The sequence below is a fragment of the Psychrobacter piscatorii genome (genome assembly GCF_001444505.1).
Classification (GTDB): domain Bacteria; phylum Pseudomonadota; class Gammaproteobacteria; order Pseudomonadales; family Moraxellaceae; genus Psychrobacter; species Psychrobacter piscatorii_B.
The window spans coordinates 16,280-35,795 of record NZ_LNDJ01000064.1; the positions used below are offsets into that span (position 1 = coordinate 16,280).

The window sequence follows — 19,516 nt, forward strand, 5'->3', positions numbered from 1 at the left end:
AGCCATAGAAAAAACTTCAGCTTTGCAACTAAGCATCATACAAGCATCATACAAGCATCATACAAGCATCATAACTACCTTGAATCACCCTGCATTTGCCTCCATAATCTAACCACTTATACATAATAAATAGCCTAAGCAAATATGTCTGATACTTTTGAAAATACCAGTCTAAAAACATCTACCGTAGATGAAACTAACAGTGCAAAGCGACCAGCGGAATTACTGAGTGATTTACCAGTACTTGCAAAAGACAATTACTATTTAAGCCGTCTCGAACGAGAGCTGACGCGCGCTGCGGTGTCCAAAAACAAAAAATCTAACCATGATTCTGAGCAAAAAAACAATCACGACGAGGTCCTTACCAAGAAGCGTGCCCAATACGACAAGATAAAAACGCGCTCTCAAGAAGCAGTGCAGGCACGTATTGATAGCATCCCAAGTGACTTACCTGCCAAATTAAATCTTGACCTGCCTGTTAGTCAACGCGCAGAAGATCTGGTACAAGCGATCATTGATAATCAGGTCATTATCGTGGCGGGTGAGACAGGTTCGGGTAAAACAACGCAGCTACCTAAGCTTGCCATGCTGGCAGGGCGCGGTATTACCGGACAGATAGGGCATACGCAACCAAGGCGATTGGCGGCTCGCAGCGTCGCAAACCGTATTGCTGAAGAGCTGGGTGAGCCTTTGGGTAATACGGTTAGTTTTAAGATTCGCTTTAATGAGCAAGGCTCAGCGCAATCTGTAGTCAAGCTGATGACTGATGGTATTTTGCTTGCTGAGCTTGGTCACGATCGTTTTTTGAGTAAATACGATACGATTATTATCGATGAGGCGCATGAGCGTAGTTTGAACATCGATTTTATTATGGGTTATCTCAAAAAAATGCTACCCAAGCGCCCAGATTTAAAAGTCATTATCACTTCAGCGACCCTCGATACCACGCGCTTTAGTGAGTACTTTAGTCATTATGATGCCAAGCTAAAACGGCAAGTTCCTGCACCTATCTTTAATGTTGAAGGGCGTAGTTTTCCAGTAGAAGTTCGTTATCGTCCGCTGACCGATGAGCCAGTAAACAGCTCAGAAGATGACAGCTATGATGATTTTGAAGAGAACCTGCCGCGTGCGGTGGTTGCTGCTGTCGAGGAATGTTTTAGCGACGCGCAAAATAAAGGTCATGCTGATCAGGCTGATATCTTGATATTTGCCGCGACTGAAGCAGAAATTCGTGAAATGCAAGAAGTGCTTGAGCGCCATGGTCCACGTCATACCGAGGTGCTACCGCTGTTTGCACGGCAAACGTATGAAGAGCAACAGCGTATCTTTCAGCCATCAGGTCGAGGTCGACGTATTGTCATTGCGACCAACGTTGCAGAGACGGCATTGACGGTGCCGGGTATTCGCTATGTGATTGACTTAGGATTTGCGCGGATTTCGCGTTACTCGTATCGCTCACGTGTACAGCGCTTACCGATTGAGGCGATTTCACAAGCAGCTGCCAACCAACGTAAAGGTCGTTGTGGCCGTGTCGCTCCAGGGGTCTGTATTCGTTTATATTCTGAGGAAGACTTTAGCGGTCGCCCTGAATTTACTGAGCCTGAGATTCTACGTACCAACTTAGCGTCTGTGATATTACAGATGGCAAACCTGCGCTTGGGCAGTGTCGATGACTTTGATTTTATCGAGCCACCTGATAGTAGGTTAGTCACAGATGGTCATAAATTGCTTGATGAGCTAGGAGCCATTACGTCCAAAAAGGACAGTACTCAAGATAAACGAAACCCATCAAAACGGCAAAAAGGGCTTGAGCACCTGCGCTTGACCGCAACTGGTCAGAAAATGGCACGTATGCCAATCGATCCAAGGCTGGCACGTATGCTGGTGGCTGGTTCTGACTTTGATTGTATTCGTGAAATGCTGATTGTAGTGGCTGCGCTTGCGGTACAAGATCCACGTGAGCGCCCTGCCAACAAGCGTACGCAAGCGGATCAAAAGCATGCGGTCTTCCGTCAAGATGATTCAGATTTCTTGTTTTATTTGAGTCTATGGAAGGCACTGTTTGAAAAAGACGAAGACGGCAATAAACTGTCTGGTAATCAGCGTAAGCAGTTTGCGAAAAAGAACTATCTGAGCTTCCCGCGTGTTCGTGAATGGCATCAAACGCATCGTCAATTGCTACAAATGGTGACAGATCTTAAGCTGATAGATACCAGTGATGCACAAGCATCCGAAAAAAATGTCGCTAAGAATGACCCGACTGCAATCGAAGACGAAGCGTTAAAAGCGGTCAAATACGCCAATTTGCACCGAGCGTTATTAACAGGATTATTGTCCATCATTGCGCATAAGACTGAAAGCCGCGGTGAGTATTTGGCGGCGCGTCAGCAAAAAGCTAAGATATTCCCAGCGAGTACGGTATTTAAACAAATACCGCCTTGGGTGATGGCGTTTGAGATGGTTGAAACCTCGCAAGTCTTTATGCGTACCGTTGCCAAAATTGAACCCGAGTGGATTATTTCAGCGGCAGGCGACCTGCTCAAATATCATTATTTTGAACCGCATTGGTCCAAGAAAACTGGGCGGGTCAAAGCTTACGCACAGATTAGCTTGTTTGGCTTGATCATCATTAGCAAGCAGCTGACCAATTATGAGCAAGTAAACTTGGTCGAGTCGCGAGAGATTTTCATTCGTGATGGGTTAGTGACTGGTAACTTCGGTCGTAATGCGCCATTTTTACAGCACAATATGGACAAGATTGCCCATGTTGAGCGCATCGAAGATAAGCTACGTCGCCGTGATCTATTGGTTGATGAAGAAACGCTATATCAGTTCTATGACAAAAAGATTCCTGAACACGTCGCCAGCCGCAAAACGTTTGAAGACTGGCGCGCAGAGGTAGAGAAAAACGATGCTAAGTATCTGTTTTTTACCGATGAGGATGTACTCACTAGTCAAGCACCGACCACGGGCGACTTTCCAGAAGTATGGAAGCTGGGCGATTTAAAGCTGCCGCTGCGTTATGTCTTTGATCCAGCAAGTGATGATGATGGCGTGACCATACGCGTCCCGCTTGCCGCGTTGCCACAGCTTGATGCGATTGAGCTACTATGGGGTGTACCTGGTTGGCGCTACGAGCTGGTGTTGCAGTTGCTCAAATCATTGCCAAAAGATATCCGTCGTCAGATCGTCCCGATACCTGATACCGCAGATAATTTGTTTGATGAGTTGCAGCAGCAAGGTGGACAAGGGCTGTTAAAACAGCTGTGCCAAGCGCTCAATCGCCGCGGTATTATGTCGGTGACGCCGGAGAGCTTTAGCCCTTCTACGATTGACCGTTATTTGCAGCCACAAATTTGTGTGGTCGATGACAAAAACCGCATTATCGAAAAAGGTCGTGATCTGCAAACGCTACAGATTCGTCATGCCTCCGAGACTAGCCAAGCCGTGAATGAGCAACAAGGCGCGCATACTGAGTTCCCTGAGCATTTTGCCTTTAGCAAAAACCATCATAGCGCAGGCGTGGTCATGAAGCAGTTTGCGGCGCTCGTGGCTGATGAAGCAGGCGAAGCGGTATCGATCCATCAGTACACCGATGTCAATGCCGCACTACAAGCGCATCGTATCGGCGTATTAACCTTAATTAAAGGGAAGCTTGGCGCAAAGAAAAAACAGCTCACCAGTCAAGTGGATAAAATATTCAAACTGGCATTTGCACCGCTTGGTGATATGGAAAAGCTAAAAACAATCGTCATTGATGCTACATTGGATGCTACGCTTGAAGAGCATTATGTGTTATTTGATCATACCGAGAGCCTGCCTGAGAGCGCTGACGATATCGCAGTTGGATTGAGCGAGGAGTTACCGTTTACGCCTGAGGAGTATGCACAGACGCTAGAAGTTGTGTTAAATAACTTCTTATTGACCGGTCAAAGCGTCATAAAAACGCTGAAAAATGTTTATACGCGCTGGCAGCGTATTCGCCAGAGTCTGTTGATGTTAGACCGCGAGATATTTGGGGAATCTATCGATGATATCGAAGATCAATTAGAAGATTTGTATTTGGCTGATTTTGTTTACCGCATGGATTATAGCCATTGGCAGCAGTATCCACGTTATCTTGAGGCACTAGAGATTCGCTTAGAGCGTCTTGAGCATAATTTGGATGCCGACCTTGATGGTGTCTACGCGCTTGACTTGCATATGGAGCGGTTAGCAGGGCGTGCGGACAAAGAAGCCATTAGCGAATATCGCTGGATGGTGGAGGAGTATCGTATCCAGCTATTTGCTCAGCCGATGAAAACTCGTGTGGCAGTTTCGCCCAAGCGTCTTAGTAAAATGTGGGATAAGGTGGGCTAGAACTAAAAGTTTCTTTGAATGTTAAGGCCGGATCAGCAATTGCTACTCCGGCCTTTTATTTAAGTAGGTTTTAATGACTCATCTTTTCTGTGAGCACGCCCATACTATAAAGCATGAACGCAATCACTGTCAGTGCTACGATAAATGGTGTCAGTATCCAAATCACCACGTTAATCAGAATTGACGGCAGCAATCCATTAAATAGATCGAGATCTGGGGTAAAAAAATCTATCATCACATCCACTGCACGCTTGGCAATGGGGAAGAGTAGAGTGCTGAGGGCCAGCATATATATATATTTGCTAAAGCCTGGGTCACTCATGACGACCATAAAATAGAACACTGAAAAAAAAGTGATACCTAGCGCCCAGCATTTGAGAGTGTAGCTTAAACGAATCATGTCATTTCCTCCCCAAGCTTTTCGATAAACATACGTAAAAAAAACTACGCTATATATCCAATATTTTGAATATATATTATATGTTATAATACGAATATATTGGTGAGTCAACTGTTTTTTATTCGAATAACAAATCTCTTTTAGCTAAAAAATAAGAAAGTATAGAGATACCTTGAGTAGATATTTGCCTTAAAATCTATTTATAGTCAATCCTCTATAAAATAAAATAGTGACAGCGTTAACCTCACTTGAAGTATCACATATACATCTGCGCTTGGTTGCCTTGTATCTCTTTTAAACTGAATCAACTATATCAGTGGATATCTCGATACTCAGATGAGCTCTTGTATCCACAAGAGGATAGCGCTAGAAAGGGTTAGAAGAATAGTTAATCAATAATCTGTAGTAATAGATAAATGATCAATTCATTGAATCGTTCTGTAAGTACGCTATAGGGATAGTTTTGCTCTAAAGGCGTCACCCACCTCACGTTGATAAGTGCTTGAAGTTGACCAAGGTAAGCGAGGTAGGCCTGACATTGAGTCTGTTATGCCAAAATCGATAAGTCCTAGAGTTACCATCACAACGATAATAAAATCCTGCCGCTATAGGTATCAATGGTGAGACAGTTATTACATCAGCTCACTGCTCGGACTGACTCCAAACAGCCGCTTGTATTCTCGGCTAAATTGACTGGGGCTTTCATAGCCAACTTGCATGGCTATTTGCGATATTTGTGCTCCTTGCCCATGTATTTTAATCAATCGTTTTGCTTCCATCAATCTTAAGCTTTTTTGATACTGTAGTGGACTCAACTGGGTGATTTCTTTGAAGTGCTGGTGAAACCCTGAGACACTCATGCCGCATCTACTGGCTAGACCCTCTATCATGATAGGCTCATTTAAATGCAACTTGATCCAGTCAGTGGCTTGGGAAATACGGTGTGTATGGCTACCATCAACGACCAACTGTCTAAGCTTGTTACCTTGTTCCGCTGAGAGTAGTCGATAATATATTTCTTGTTGAATCAGTGACGCCAAAAATTCAATATCGTTTGGATAATCAAGCAAGCGTATCAATCGATCAAATGCCGCCATTATCGCCTCATCTAACGGCCACTTTATGCCTAAATGACCATTTGCTGTGGGTGTTTTAGAGGGTATTTGTGCCAATATCTCTCTAATCATGGCGAGATTTAATTTCATGGATAAGACGATGACAGGACTCTCTGCTGAGGCATGTTTTATATGCATGCTCAGCGGAATATTGACAGGACAAAACATCAAGTGGCTATCATTGAATCTTTGGCAGTCTGCTCCTAAATAAATCTCACGCTCACCTTGCAAGACAATACAAATGCTTGGCTCTTGGATATAGCTAACAGCTTTGCTTGGTTTATCGGCACAGTAAAAAAATAGCCCTGCGACAGCAGATTCGAGGGTTTGATTCCTAGGCAGTATATTAAGAAGTCGGTCTATGGTTTCTTGATTCATGAGGATAGCTTGTTTTTTAAGACTGACTGATAGTATAAAAATTTATAGAATTAGGCAAGAGTTATAGAGGTCTGTTCTAACGGATAACTGCCAGCGATTCTATAATAGTCTTATCACAACAGCGTAAGTACGACCTCTAATAATATAGATAAGGAAGCATAAACTATGAAAATATTTTATAAAACTCGTGCGACAGCCACTGGTGGACGTTCTGGTCATACTGGATTAGATGATGGTTCATTGGGGTTTGATTTGGTGTCTTTTCAAGAACAAGATAAAGAAGGTGTGAATCCAGAGCAGCTTTTTGCTATGGGTTATGCCGCTTGTTTTGATAGCGCTTTGAGCATGGTTGCGCAGCAAATGAAACTGCCTGTCACCGCTTCTAAAACTTCTGCGCAAGTTGGCATCGGTATGAAAGCAGATGGTAGCTACAACTTGGATATAGAATTGCATGTCGAAGTATCAGGTATTGATGAAGCGCAAGCACAACAGTTGATCGAAGCCACACATCAGGTGTGCCCATATTCTAATGCCACTCGTGGCAATGTAGATGCCCGCTTAGAAGTTACCGTTATCTAAAGGCTTTTAGCTTTGCTTTTACTGGTAGCAAGCGAATCATTAACTCAATATGATAGCTTACACAAAACTGCCCCGATTTTTATAAATCAGGGCGGTTTTATGCTATCTAGTAGAATAGATTAATAGCGCGAACTTTTTGTCATTAGCCGAGCTAGTGATAGAGCATCATAAGTAATATCCTCACTAAGGCGTGTCCCTAGTTCAAGCATTTATCACTAAATAAGCTAAAAATGGCTCAATCTTTGACAAATAGTATCAAATAGCTGGTCAATGTCTCGATATTGTCTGTACTATTATCCTTATTTGTCTGTGATTTATCTTATTTTTATCACCATTTTTAAAATAGGGACACGCCCTAGGCTGGCACTTTTTTATTTAACGTAAACACCAAGACTGCGCCTAAAATAACTGCACTGGCAATGATAAATGGTAACGTTAGCTGCTCAGATAAAAATATCACGCCTAGTACAGCCGCAATCACAGGCACACACAGCTGAACGATCGCCGCTTGTGTGGTTTTTAACAATGGCATCGCCGTATACCAAATACTGTAACCCAGCCCTGATGCGATCGCTCCTGACGCACAGGCGAGCAATATCCCTTCGCTGGTAATGCTTTCTAAGCTGATGTTTTTTAAACCTATTTCATCCAAATACATTAGGCCCACCAGTAACAATATCGGAACGGCCACCAAACTCCGCACAAAGTTAAACCCTGTCGCTCGTAGCGGTGAGATGCATGATTTACCGCGTATGCTGTATACTCCCCAAGCCGCACCGCTCAGTGCCATCAATGCTGCAGCGTTGGGTGATGGAACGGCCGCTGATGGCAACATCAAATACACAAATCCTGCTACTGCGACGATAAATGCCAACCATTGTAGTGCACTGAGCTGTTCTTTTTTGTAGATACCCCAGCCAATCATCGTAATCTGAACGGCCGAAGACAAAATTAAAGCACCTGTACCAGTATCAAGCTCTACATAGGCAATCGAAAAACATAACGCGTAAACGACCAGGCTGACACTACTAAGCCAACTGCCTTTGTCATTTAAGATAGCATCAATAGAAGGCTTGTCAGAGGCGAGTACTTGACGCTGTAGTTTGTAGGCGTGAATCGTCATAATAAACACTAAGCAAACAGCCGCACTGAGCAGACGAATGACCGTAAAACTCCAAGCATCTATATAGTCTCCTGCCAACGCCATTCGGCAAAATAAGGAGTTTGCGGCAAACGCTATTAACGCAATAATAGTATAAACAGTGGCTTTCAAAAATAATTCCTACAATGAATAAGGGAGCATAAAACAGGCAAACATAGGATTTCAGTTTTGGGTGTGGATGTATTACTGTCATGATGGCTTATTTTTCAGCAAAAACAATTGCCGTCTCACAAGACAGAATATTTTGTCGTACTTGTGACAAAAAGTCTTTCTTAAATGAGAATAACGATAGTTGTATTGACGATAAGGTCTGAAAATAGGGATGATGTGCTTCGCATCAAACGAACTATTAGAACATCATTCATTAAACACAATAAATCAGATAAATAAATTGGAAATGAGAATATGGATTGGGCAAGTATTTTTATTCATGACACAACTTGGTCGTTTGCCGTTGAAATCTTAATACGTGTCACCGTCATGTTTGTATTAATTATCACGTTCTTGCGCTTCACTGGCAAGCGCGGCGTTCGTCAGCTTTCTATCTTTGAGCTGACCATTATCCTATCACTTGGCTCTATCGCGGGTGACCCTATGTTTACTGAGGATTTGCCGATTATTCAAGCCGTACTAATCATGGGTTCAGTCATTGTTCTTTACCGAATCTGTACGTGGGTTATGATGGAATGGCAGCCTTTTGAAGACTTATTGGAAGGCAAGTCACTTTATATCGTAGAAGATAGCATGCTGGTACTAGATAAAATTAAGAAAGGCAAAATGTCTCACGATGAGTTTTTTGCTGAAATGCGTCAACAGGGCGTTGAGCATTTGGGTCAAGTGCGCATCGGTTTGCTTGAGACAGACGGCAACTTTAGTATTTTATTGCATTCCTCTGAAAATACAGTTTACGGCATGCCGCTGTTTCCTAAGCAATATCGACCGGTCGAGCAAGTAGAAGCAGGGGTTTATTATGCTTGTATGTATTGCGGTTATGTTGATGAAATCTCTGAGCCCAATCAGTGTTGCCCGCGCTGCAAGGATAATTGCAATAACTGGGCTAAAGCGTTAAACAATCGTATAGTCAAATAGCATACCTATTAGGCTGCCTTAGCTCAGTTGATAAGCTAAGGCAGCCAAGTGCCTTTTTTCAAATTATTAGATAAAAACCTTTCATTTGCTGACAGTTTGTCTGACTGGCTTTATATAACGCACGGCTCTCATCATTTATGTCACTTTATACCAGTCAAGTTTGCGAGTCATCACCATCACGCAGGCAAGTATCACAAAGCAGAATATCGCACCCAGTAATAGATTGAGATCTTCTGTACTTAAAATACCGAAAAAGGCAGCGTATAGTCCAGCAAGTGTTGCGGTAAAGATTACTGCCCGTTTGAAACCGCCAAATACATAGTAGCTATACCAGCCAATAAGCCCGACACAAGCACTGGCCGCTACGATATAGGCTTGCCAAAATGCGATTTGTTCTGCAAGTGGCAGTAATAAAACATAAAAGACAAATAGTGCGCAGCCGACGAGCAAATACTGAATAGGGTGGATACGACTTGATTTGAGCACTTCAAATAAAAAGAAAGTACCAAACGATACCAACATTAATAGCAAAGCGTACTTCATGGCTCGTTCAGTCTGTAGGTAAACATCATTTGGGCTTGCAAAACTAACGCCAAAGCTGTTTAGCAGAACACTCTGATTACTACCAGCTACCGCCGCACTGTCTGCCATCATCCCTCTCGATGAGTCAAACGAATCAGGGTTGTACGACTGGCTATCGGAATTGAGCGTGGGTTTATTGATGATGGTGTAGTGATGGTTAGGCGTGCTGATACATTGGGAGAGAGATTGATTGTTGGCGACGGTCAGATACTGATTTTGCCAGCTGGCATCAAACCCTTCATCGGTAATATTCTTAGTGTTTGGTAGCGCCTTACCGATGAAGTTTGGTGTCTGCCAATCACTGTGCATAGACAGAGTAAAGTTCTGCCCAGTAGGCACCGTCGTTAAATTGCTAATGCCAGATAAAAGCAAATCGATCGTAATCTTGAGCGCTTGATTGTCTTTGGGGTTAGATGGTTGATGATCTACCTCTGATTTATCTGGATTTTTATCCATTGCGCTAGTGGCAACAAGGGTCTCTTTATTCTGCTGGCTCGTAGGATCTATTAATTGAGCCAATACGTCTTCAGGAATATCGACTTCAACATAGGTCAAGTTCTCTATCATTGGTATCTGAGGATAGCTCGCTTCAATCGATTTTTGATTGATTTTGACGGTAGGTAGGGTAGCGACACCGCGTAAATCAGACACAGGAATGATCAGTTTTGCCTGATTCCAGTGAGTAATGGTTTTGGCTAACTGCGCTTTGTCTGCATTAGGGGATATTGTTATTGAATCTGCATCATTACTCATTGCAGTTACGGTACTGTCTATATTTTTTAAAGTGTCTACAAACGTATAACTTTGAGCGAATGTCAACTGACCATCATAGCTAGTGGCACTATAGATACCGCGCTTATAAGTGTCTGTGCTCACTTTTAGGCTTTGTGCAGCCTGCGTCTGAGTGGCAAATACCGTCTCAATTTTCGAGTATGGTGACTCGCATTTGCTCTTTGTATTTGGTGTGTCTGATGCATCTGGCTGACAGGCTGGGGTGACTGTCGTAGGTATGGCAATAAATGGTGTGATGATTTGTTGTGGATTGACATGCTGCTGTGTAATCTCTTTTATCACCGATTCTGCGTAGTATTGCCTCTCATATATGATATTACTAACCATACTAAGTCCGATCAAAAAAATAACACAAAGCCCTACAATGATGGATAACTTAGTCAATAATGTTTTTTGCATATTGTCGCCTCCTACGTATCTTTAATCCACAGCTGCCGAGATAGCAGGCTGTGGCCTTAAAGAACATCATAGAGAGGGCATAAAGAGAAAATGTGCAGGAACTATGAAAAGAGTGTGAAAGGGTGAAAGTTGATATTCTCGGATAATTATTTTTCGATTATTAATGTGTTTAATGCTTTTTGGTGTCGCCAACCACTTTATCCATAATAGCGAATAACAAGCCGGACACCACAAAGGTCATGTGAATAACAACTTTCCACATGAGTTTGTCAGCATCAAGCTCACTCATGCCACTGGAGATATCCATAAAGGATTTCAGAAGATCAATCGCCGAGATAGCGACGATCGCTCCGATGACTTTGAGCTTTAGACCAGAAAAGTCCACTTTGCCCATCCAGCTGGGACGATCATCATGAGTGCCAGTGTCGATTTTTGAGACAAAAATCTCGTAGCCACTGAATATAATGATGAGCAATAAGCTGGCAACCAGCGAGATATCAACCAATACCAGTATGTCTACAATCACACTGGCCTCAGAAGCTATGAGAATATCAGCAAACATATACCATAGCTTTTGGACAAACTTAATAAATAATAAAATAATACCTAACACCAACCCTAGATAAAAAGGCGCCAGTATCCAGCGGCTATTAAATATGGTTTTTTCTAAGTAAAGCTCAAACTTCTTTAGCATGGGTATCTCTTCAGTTTCAAATACAAAAAAGTTTTAAAGATATAAATATAGGTAAGTTTAGCTCTGGTCAGGCGATATGTTGTCTATATTAGCGAGCTGCGTTACTACTTGCCAGACACGTTCTCTTCTATCGCCACTAATACGCTGAAACGGTTTTCGGTGCTTGCTTAATTGATTGGCAAAATAGGCGCTTATCTCATCACGTTGGTGCGGACTGTCTCGCAGGTCATCAGCCACCCAGGGTATATCAACCTCAGTCAATAGTATCAAATCATAATGATGCGCCAATGCTGCTTGCTCAAGAGCGGCAGGGCAGTCACCATAATACCAATGAGAGTAGACCATTAGCTCAAACAGACTGGTATCACAAAACAAATAGCGGTTTTCATTAGACATTTGGGTGACTTGTTTGGCCAGTTTGTTCTCTAACGCTATCTGACCTTGTGCGATAGGTAGTAGGTCATCCCATGTACAAGTCAGCTGCTCATCATCCCACTTCGCTTGCAAGTAAGTACGCATATATTCTGACACCCACAGATTATTGAAATGCGCTGCCAAATCACGGCATAGGGTTGTTTTCCCCGTACTTTCTGCGCCCAAAACCGCGACAGTAATGACAGATTCAGGCGTATGCTGCTCGAGGTTGTATACGGTAGCGTCGTTGCCATTCATAATATGCCCAGATTGCGATGAGAGTGAAGACTACATATTGTAGCGCAGTAAAAGTAAAGCCTTTATAAAAGTATAGTGGTACCGATATCGCATCAGCAATGATCCATAGTATCCAATGCTCAATTTTGCGACTTGCCATAAGCCACATTGCCATCAGGAACAAGGCTGTAGTGAGCATGTCGGTATAGTCCACCCAAGTGAATAAATGTACACCAAGAACGGCACCATCAAAGCTAAAGCCGTTATTAATCACCGGACGGAAATAGTATATCAGCGCCACAAAAGACATGGTTGCTATTGCCAAAGCAGACAAGATAGGTACATCGCCTGCATGCAAATGCTCAATACGGACGTTGTTTGACTCATGAGTCTCTATAGGCTGATTCTTTTTGTTCTTTGACCAGTTAATCCAACCATATAAACTCATCACCGTATAGTAAGCATTGATGAACATATCGCCAAACAGCTGCCATTTCCATAGTAAATATACAAATATCGCCGTGCTGATTAAGCCAATTGGAAAGACTAAGATATTGGTTCTGCTGGCAAGCAAGACACTTGCCACACCAAAAAACACGGCAATCAACTCTAAGACGATAAATGTCGTGGAGTAATCCGCATATTGACCAAATAACCAGTTGAGAAGTTCTGCCATTAGTATTCCTAAAGATGAGCGTGTATCGATGGGTTTGGGTGGTTACACAGAGCAAAATGGCGCTAATTATAACGTAGCTATCAAAGAATGACGTGAGTCTTTGCTTATTTATCGCCAGAAACAGATTATTTGTAACAAAGCATTAGAAAAAATTTAATATTCAGGCATAATAAACACACTGATTTTAAGTTTACAGTTATTCACTGAATTTGAATGGCTATTATTTTCCACTTTTATGCTTATTCCAAGCACCACAGTAGTAGACAAGGAAGCGTATCATGACGACTTGTATCACAGGCACTGGTCTTTATATCCCACCTTACAGCATTAGTAACGAAGAGTTAGTAGAATCATTTAACCAGTATGTTGAAAATTATAATGCAAAGCATGCTGAAGAGATAGCTGCAGAGACAATGACGGCACTTGAGCCTTCTTCAGCTGCTTTCATCGAAAAAGTATCTGGTATCAAATCACGTTATGTGATGGAAAAAGACGGTATTTTAGACCCTGAAATCATGGCACCAGTCATTGCCTATCGTAACTTAGGTGAAGAGCTGTCTGTGATGGCAGAAATGGGCGCGGCTGCGTTAAAAGACGCATTGGCTGATGCTGGACTTGAGGCCAACGATCTAGATGGTATCATCCTTGCTTGCTCAAACTTCCAGCGTACGTATCCTGCGGTTGCCATCGAAATTCAGAATGCCATTGGTATGGTTGGCGGCTTCGCTTATGATATGAACGTCGCCTGTAGTGCTGCAACGTTTGGTTTATCGCAAGCACATGGTTCTATTGTTTCTGGTCTTGCCAAACGTGTGGCTGTGGTCAATGTCGAGATTACCTCCGCGCATCTAAACTGGCGCAATCGTGACAGCCACTTTATTTTTGGTGATGTAGCAACGGCGACTATTGTTGAAGAATTAGACACGCCAAAGGGTTATGAGATTCTAAACGCTAAGCTATTTACTCAGTTTTCGACCAACATCAAAAACGAATATGGCTTTATGGATCGCTCAGAGTATCTAGCCGCGCAAACGGAGATGTATCCAGATATCAAAGCCCCAGTTACTGATAAACTGTTTTTGCAAAATGGTCGCAAAGTATTCCGTGAAGTTTGTCCAAAGGTGTCTGAGGTTATCACTGAACACCTACAAGAAAATGATATACCGACCTCTGATGTTAAGATGATGTGGCTACACCAAGCCAATGCCAATATGCTAGATTTGATTTTACGCACTGTCATCGGTAAAGATGCTGACAAATCAATCGCACCAAGCGTCATTGCTGAATTTGCTAATACCAGCTCAGCCAGCCCTATGATTGTATTCCATCGCTATAAAGATGAGCTAGCGTCAGGTGATCTAGGTGTTATTTGCTCATTTGGTGCCGGTTACTCTATTGGCTCAGTATTGGTTCGTAAAGTCTAACGTCTCAATACGCACCTTTTATCGATAAAAATAGCTAAGAGTCTTCTTAGCTATTTTTTTGTCTACTAATCTTGGTATCAGAACCAAGTATCTTTATTTAAGAATAAGTAGAGATATTTGAGAGTATAGTGACAAGATTGCTGCGAATATTGAGAAGAATGCTTAGAGGTTTTAATTTACCCCAAAAAATTTGCTATAATCACGAGCTTATTCCTCTTATCCAATTAAAAGTCCTTTTATGAAAGAATCCTTACGCCTGCGTTTAGACCAGATGGTAGACCGTTATGAAGAGGTCACCGCCTTGTTATCAGATCCTAGTGTCATCAGTGATAATAATAAATTTCGCGAATTGTCTGTCGAGCATAGCGACTTGATGGACATCACGACCTTATGGCAGAACTATCTGAATGCAGAAACGGATCAGGCCGACGCTGAGGCGATGCTAGCTGACGCGACAGATCCTGACATGAAAGAGATGATGCTCGACGAAATTGAGACAGCCCGTGATACCATTGTAGAGATGGAAGAAGCGCTTAATGTCATGATGCTACCAAAAGATCCTAACGATAAGGTGCCAGCATTCTTGGAGATTCGTGCTGGGACGGGCGGTGATGAAGCAGCGATTTTCTCTGGTGATTTGTTCCGTATGTATCAAAAATACGCGCAAACCCAGGGCTGGACTGTTGAAGTTCTATCCGCAAACGAAGGTGAACACGGCGGTTATAAAGAAATCATCACTCGCGTATCGGGTAATAGCGTCTATGGACGTTTAAAGTTTGAATCTGGCGCTCACCGTGTACAGCGTGTCCCTGAGACCGAAAGTCAAGGTCGCGTGCATACGTCAGCTTGTACGGTTGCGGTCATGCCAGAAGTTGAAATTGATGATACGGTAGACATCAATCCTGCAGATATTAAGATGGATACTTTTCGCTCAAGCGGCGCGGGTGGTCAGCACGTCAACACCACTGATTCAGCCGTACGTTTGACGCATATTCCCACGGGTACTGTGGTAGAGTGTCAGCAAGAGCGTAGTCAGCACAAAAACCGTGCACATGCGATGAAAATGCTGGTCTCTAAAATCCAGCAAGCCAAAGTACAAGCGCAGGTCGATGTAGCGGACTCTATACGCCGTGATTTGGTCGGTAGTGGCGACCGCTCAGAGCGTATTCGTACCTATAATTTTCCACAAGGCCGTATGACCGATCATCGTATCAACCTTACCTTATACAAGCTTGATTCTATCATGGAAGGTGACTTGGATGAGATTCTTGATGCACTGTTACGTGAGCATCAGGCTGACTTGATGGCTAGCATCGGCGGCGAGATGTAAGCCATAGCGGTGAACTATGCGAGTGAGGTTAAGAAGGGGTATAGCGATTAGCGTTGCTATATTCCCAAATTGGGAATATAATTGGATGCTATATACTAAGTCATATGAGAGTTATTGCCAAAAGCAGTTTACGTAAATTCTGGGAACAGCCTAACAATGATGATGCAAAAGGTCAGCTAGAAGCTTGGCATGATTTTGCACTAAAAGCCAGTTGGCAATCACCGCAAGATATCAAAAACGATTTTAAGAATGCGAGTATTTGCGCTAATAATAGAGTCGTTTTTAATATTGCAGGCAATAAATACCGATTGGTGGTTGAGATGCAGTATCAGGCTGGTATTGCTTGGGTCAAGTTCATCGGTACTCATAGTGAATACGATAAAATTGATGTGGAGGTTGTCAATGAATATTAAACCAATTCGTAATGATCAAGATCTAGCACATGCATTTGCTCAGCTACAAGCTGTGTTTCAAGCTGATGAGGGTACATCTGAGGCTGATGAGCGCGAAGTGCTAGTAACCTTAATTGAAGCTTACGAAAACAAATATTATCCTATCGAACATGCCGAAGCTGTCGATGCTATTATTTTTCAGATGGAAAATCTAAATTTAAGTAGAAAGGATTTGACACCTTATTTGGGATCGGCAAGTAAAGTATCTGAAGTATTAAATCGTAAACGCCGATTGAGTTTGCCAATGATAAGAAAACTACATGAAGGGCTGCACATTCCTTATGAAAGTCTTATTCACTAGGTCTCCTCTATTTGAGATACTATTGTTTTGAGTATCAAATATTAACTAAAGATAGTTTACGGCTATCGTATTATGAGAGTTTTATGTCAAGAAATAACCAAGACCAAACCCAAGCGCCAGAAGACACCAATGAACTGATCGCGCAACTTCAAGCCAAGCTAGATGATATCACTGCCTCAGATAAACAGCCGTACCCAAACACCTTTAAACGCACCCATTATGCAAAAGATTTGCAAACGGCTTTTGATGGTGTGTCAAAACAAGAAATTGAAGAAAAAGCGGCGAATGGTGACAAAACACAGGTCAATGTGGCGGGCCGTGTCATGTTAAACCGTGGCTCATTCATCGTTATCCAAGACATGACAGGTCGCATCCAATTATATGTGGCACGTAAAGAGCTTGATGAGGAGACGCGTGCAAGCATCAAATCTTTGGATTTGGGTGATATTGTTGGTGTGTCAGGCTATATTGGTCGCTCAGGTAAAGGCGATTTATATGTGCATATTGAAGAGATTACGCTGTTGACTAAGACCCTACGTCCGATGCCAAATAAGTTCCATGGCCTAGCAGATGTAGAAGCGCGCTATCGCAACCGTCATCTTGATTTGATGACCAATGAGACGACTCGCGATACCTTTATGGTTCGTAGCCAAATCATCAGCGGTATTCGTCAGTTTATGTTGAATGAGCGTTTTATGGAAGTTGAAACGCCAATGATGCATCCCATTCCAGGTGGCGCGGTGGCTCGTCCATTTGAGACACATCATAATGCTTTGGATATGCCATTATACTTGCGTATCGCGCCTGAGCTTTATCTCAAGCGTTTGGTCGTTGGTGGGTTTGAGCGAGTATTTGAGATTAACCGTAGCTTCCGTAACGAAGGGGTCTCAACTCGACACAACCCTGAATTTACCATGATTGAGTTTTATCAAGCCTATGCTGATTATCATGATTTGATGGACTTGACTGAGCGTATGTTTAATCAGCTAGCGATAGATGTCTTGGGTACAACAGAGATTACCTATCAAGAAGAAGCCATCAGCCTAAAAGCGCCATTTGCTCGTCTATCCATGTCTGACGCCATTGCAAAATATGCCAAAGACTTTGATATGTCACGTATCGACGATCGTGACTATCTGGCACAATACGCCTCAGTGACCCTTAAACAGCAGGTCAAAGATGTGTTCGGTGTGGGCAAGATCAAGACCATCATCTTCGAAGAAACGGCTGAGCACCAATTACGTCAACCAACGTTTATTACTGAATATCCAGCTGAAACGTCACCATTGGCACGTCGTAATGATGACAATCCTGAGATTACTGATCGTTTTGAGTTGTTTATTGGTGGTCGCGAGTTGGCGAATGGTTTTAGCGAGCTCAATGATCCAGCGGATCAAGCTGAGCGCTTCCGTGGTCAGGTTGCCGAAAAAGATGCAGGCGATGATGAAGCCATGCACTTTGATGAAGAATATATCGAAGCATTGTCTTACGGTCTGCCGCCAACCGCTGGTGAAGGTATTGGTATTGATCGCCTTGTGATGCTATTTACTGACTCTGCCAGTATCCGTGATGTGATTTTATTCCCACACATGCGCCGCAAAAATGATTAATGAGTCGTTAACCAAAGTCGCTTATTAAGCGCGGCTGAGTCATAATCAAATCAGCAAGAAGCCAGACGAATGCGCTGGCTTTTTGCTATAATGAATACCGAAAAATCGTATTAAAAATAAGAATATTAATTACTTGGCACAATGGATAGCTATGTCGCAGCAATATCAAGTTTTAGCTCGCAAATACCGACCCAAAAACTTTCATGAGTTGATTGGGCAGACGCATGTCTCGCAAGCGCTGATTAATGCGATTGATTATAATCGCTTGCATCATGCGTATCTGTTTACTGGTACCCGCGGTGTGGGTAAGACGACGATTGCGCGTATTTTATCTAAATGCTTGAACTGTGATACGGGTATTACTAGCACGCCGTGCGGTGTTTGTGATAATTGTGTGGCGATTGATCAAGGACGCTTTATTGATCTTATCGAGATTGATGCCGCCTCTCGTACCAAGGTCGAGGACACGCGCGAGCTGCTTGACAACGTTCCTTATGCGCCAAGCCAAGGCCGTTACAAGGTCTATCTTATTGATGAAGTGCATATGCTGTCGACCCACAGCTTTAATGCGCTTCTCAAAACGTTAGAAGAGCCACCTGAGCATGTAAAGTTTTTGCTAGCGACCACTGACCCACAAAAATTACCGATTACGATTATTTCGCGCTGCTTGCAGTTCGTATTGCGTCCATTACCACAAACATTACTTAGCGAGCATCTAGCAAATATTTTAACCCAAGAGCAGGTTGGGTATACTCAGCCTGCCATTTGGCAATTAGCAAGTGCTGCCAAAGGCTCTGTGCGCGATGCCCTGTCACTGACAGATCAGGCCATTGCTTTTGGCCAGGGCGCGCTTGATGATGCGACCGTCAATGCGATGCTTGGTCTTATCGACGCCGCTGACTTAGTACGCTTGATTACAGATATTTATAATCACGACAAGTCTGCCGTCGCGGCTCATATTGAGCAAATGCGTGCGCAAATGGTTGACGCAACGAGTATGTTTGATGGACTTGCTGAGCTACTCCATCAATTGGCATTGACCCAACTGTTGCCTGAGGTCGCTCTCAATGTCAATGAGACGCAGGCAAAAGACATTTATACGCTTGCCCAGCATATCAGTCCTGATGTGCTACAACTATACTATGAGATTGTTGTGCAGGCACGTGAAGGTGTCAAACTTGCTAGTACGCCGATGCAAGCGCTTGAGATGTGCATTTTGCGATTACTGGCGTTTCGTCCATTACCAGTCGATGAAGTATTGAGTAACACTTATGATAGTGAGGTTCCTTCTACAGAAGCGACAACTATAGAGCCGACTACTTCGATGCCGCCTTCAAGTGCTATTACGCATGAAGCGTCAGCGCCATTACAGCCTTACGATATTGACTATCAAGTGCAAAGTCATAATGAGTTACAAAGCCCCATTTATGATGACAGCTTCAGCATAGATGACTCTATTGGACAAAATGATAGCGTAGCACACTCAGCTACTAGCTCTGAGCCAATTGTTGAGCCTGAGCCAA

16 protein-coding genes are annotated in these 19,516 nt (G+C 43.1%); 9 read left to right on the plus strand and 7 right to left on the minus strand.

Going from position 1 to position 19,516, the window contains the following annotated elements; translation table 11 throughout:
* Positions 1-144: 144 nt before the first annotated feature.
* The gene (gene hrpA / locus AS194_RS06495) at positions 145-4,359 is read left to right on the plus strand and encodes an ATP-dependent RNA helicase HrpA (RefSeq protein WP_227511593.1); all 4,215 of its coding nucleotides are present in this window, start codon (positions 145-147) and stop codon (positions 4,357-4,359) included.
* 70 nt (positions 4,360-4,429) lie between these two features.
* Here hrpA and AS194_RS06500 read toward each other — a convergent pair whose 3' ends face one another.
* Together AS194_RS06500 and AS194_RS06505 are read right to left on the minus strand one after the other, a co-directional pair.
* Entirely contained in the window at positions 4,430-4,759 is a 330-nt protein-coding gene (locus tag AS194_RS06500) for a hypothetical protein (RefSeq protein WP_058024686.1), read from the minus strand.
* A gap of 632 nt (positions 4,760-5,391) precedes the next feature.
* Positions 5,392-6,252 carry an AraC family transcriptional regulator gene (locus AS194_RS06505; protein ID WP_058024688.1) on the minus strand — a complete coding sequence of 287 codons (861 nt, stop codon included), beginning with the start codon at positions 6,250-6,252 and terminating at the stop codon, positions 5,392-5,394.
* Positions 6,253-6,417: 165 nt separating this feature from the next.
* Here AS194_RS06505 and AS194_RS06510 point away from each other — a divergent pair, with 165 nt between their 5' ends.
* On the plus strand, positions 6,418-6,831 hold the full coding sequence (locus tag AS194_RS06510) for an organic hydroperoxide resistance protein (protein ID WP_058024690.1): 414 nt from the start codon (positions 6,418-6,420) through the stop codon (positions 6,829-6,831).
* A 355-nt stretch (positions 6,832-7,186) separates the two neighbouring features.
* Here AS194_RS06510 and AS194_RS06515 read toward each other — a convergent pair whose 3' ends face one another.
* Positions 7,187-8,104 (minus strand): DMT family transporter, encoded by a 918-nt coding sequence (locus tag AS194_RS06515; RefSeq protein WP_058024692.1) that lies wholly within the window; start codon positions 8,102-8,104, stop codon positions 7,187-7,189.
* 294 nt (positions 8,105-8,398) lie between these two features.
* Between AS194_RS06515 and AS194_RS06520 the strand changes: the two genes are divergently transcribed.
* On the plus strand, positions 8,399-9,082 hold the full coding sequence (locus AS194_RS06520) for a DUF421 domain-containing protein (RefSeq protein ID WP_058024694.1): 684 nt from the start codon (positions 8,399-8,401) through the stop codon (positions 9,080-9,082).
* A gap of 135 nt (positions 9,083-9,217) precedes the next feature.
* On the opposite strand, the gene creD is transcribed toward AS194_RS06520, so the two are convergent.
* From creD to pnuC, 4 genes are all read right to left on the minus strand, one after another.
* On the minus strand, positions 9,218-10,855 hold the full coding sequence (gene creD, locus AS194_RS06525; RefSeq protein WP_058024696.1) for a cell envelope integrity protein CreD: 1,638 nt from the start codon (positions 10,853-10,855) through the stop codon (positions 9,218-9,220).
* A 169-nt stretch (positions 10,856-11,024) separates the two neighbouring features.
* Positions 11,025-11,549, minus strand: coding sequence for a TIGR00645 family protein (locus AS194_RS06530; RefSeq protein WP_058024698.1), 525 nt, complete (start codon positions 11,547-11,549; stop codon positions 11,025-11,027).
* A 57-nt stretch (positions 11,550-11,606) separates the two neighbouring features.
* Positions 11,607-12,221: an AAA family ATPase gene (locus tag AS194_RS06535; RefSeq protein ID WP_058024700.1), complete on the minus strand. Its 615-nt coding sequence runs from the start codon at positions 12,219-12,221 to the stop codon at positions 11,607-11,609.
* Complete coding sequence (gene pnuC, locus AS194_RS06540; protein WP_058024702.1) at positions 12,172-12,876, minus strand: nicotinamide riboside transporter PnuC; 705 nt, start codon at positions 12,874-12,876, stop codon at positions 12,172-12,174. The genes AS194_RS06535 and pnuC overlap by 50 nt, the downstream gene beginning before the upstream one ends.
* 278 nt (positions 12,877-13,154) lie before the next feature.
* Between pnuC and AS194_RS06545 the strand changes: the two genes are divergently transcribed.
* The 6 genes from AS194_RS06545 to dnaX form a co-directional block, all read left to right on the plus strand.
* The gene (locus tag AS194_RS06545) at positions 13,155-14,300 is read left to right on the plus strand and encodes a beta-ketoacyl-ACP synthase III (RefSeq protein WP_058024704.1); all 1,146 of its coding nucleotides are present in this window, start codon (positions 13,155-13,157) and stop codon (positions 14,298-14,300) included.
* 238 nt (positions 14,301-14,538) lie between these two features.
* Positions 14,539-15,630 carry a peptide chain release factor 1 gene (gene prfA, locus AS194_RS06550; protein ID WP_058024705.1) on the plus strand — a complete coding sequence of 364 codons (1,092 nt, stop codon included), beginning with the start codon at positions 14,539-14,541 and terminating at the stop codon, positions 15,628-15,630.
* A gap of 104 nt (positions 15,631-15,734) precedes the next feature.
* The gene (locus tag AS194_RS06555; RefSeq protein ID WP_058024706.1) at positions 15,735-16,043 is read left to right on the plus strand and encodes a type II toxin-antitoxin system HigB family toxin; all 309 of its coding nucleotides are present in this window, start codon (positions 15,735-15,737) and stop codon (positions 16,041-16,043) included.
* A complete protein-coding gene (locus AS194_RS06560) occupies positions 16,033-16,383 on the plus strand; it encodes a helix-turn-helix domain-containing protein (RefSeq protein ID WP_058024707.1) in 351 nt (116 codons plus the stop codon). The genes AS194_RS06555 and AS194_RS06560 overlap by 11 nt, the downstream gene beginning before the upstream one ends.
* Positions 16,384-16,466: 83 nt before the next feature.
* Positions 16,467-17,993: a lysine--tRNA ligase gene (lysS, locus tag AS194_RS06565; protein ID WP_058024708.1), complete on the plus strand. Its 1,527-nt coding sequence runs from the start codon at positions 16,467-16,469 to the stop codon at positions 17,991-17,993.
* Between the two features lie 151 nt (positions 17,994-18,144).
* Positions 18,145-19,516: DNA polymerase III subunit gamma/tau (gene dnaX, locus AS194_RS06570; protein ID WP_058024709.1), on the plus strand; the 1,372-nt coding region annotated here is incomplete at its 3' end.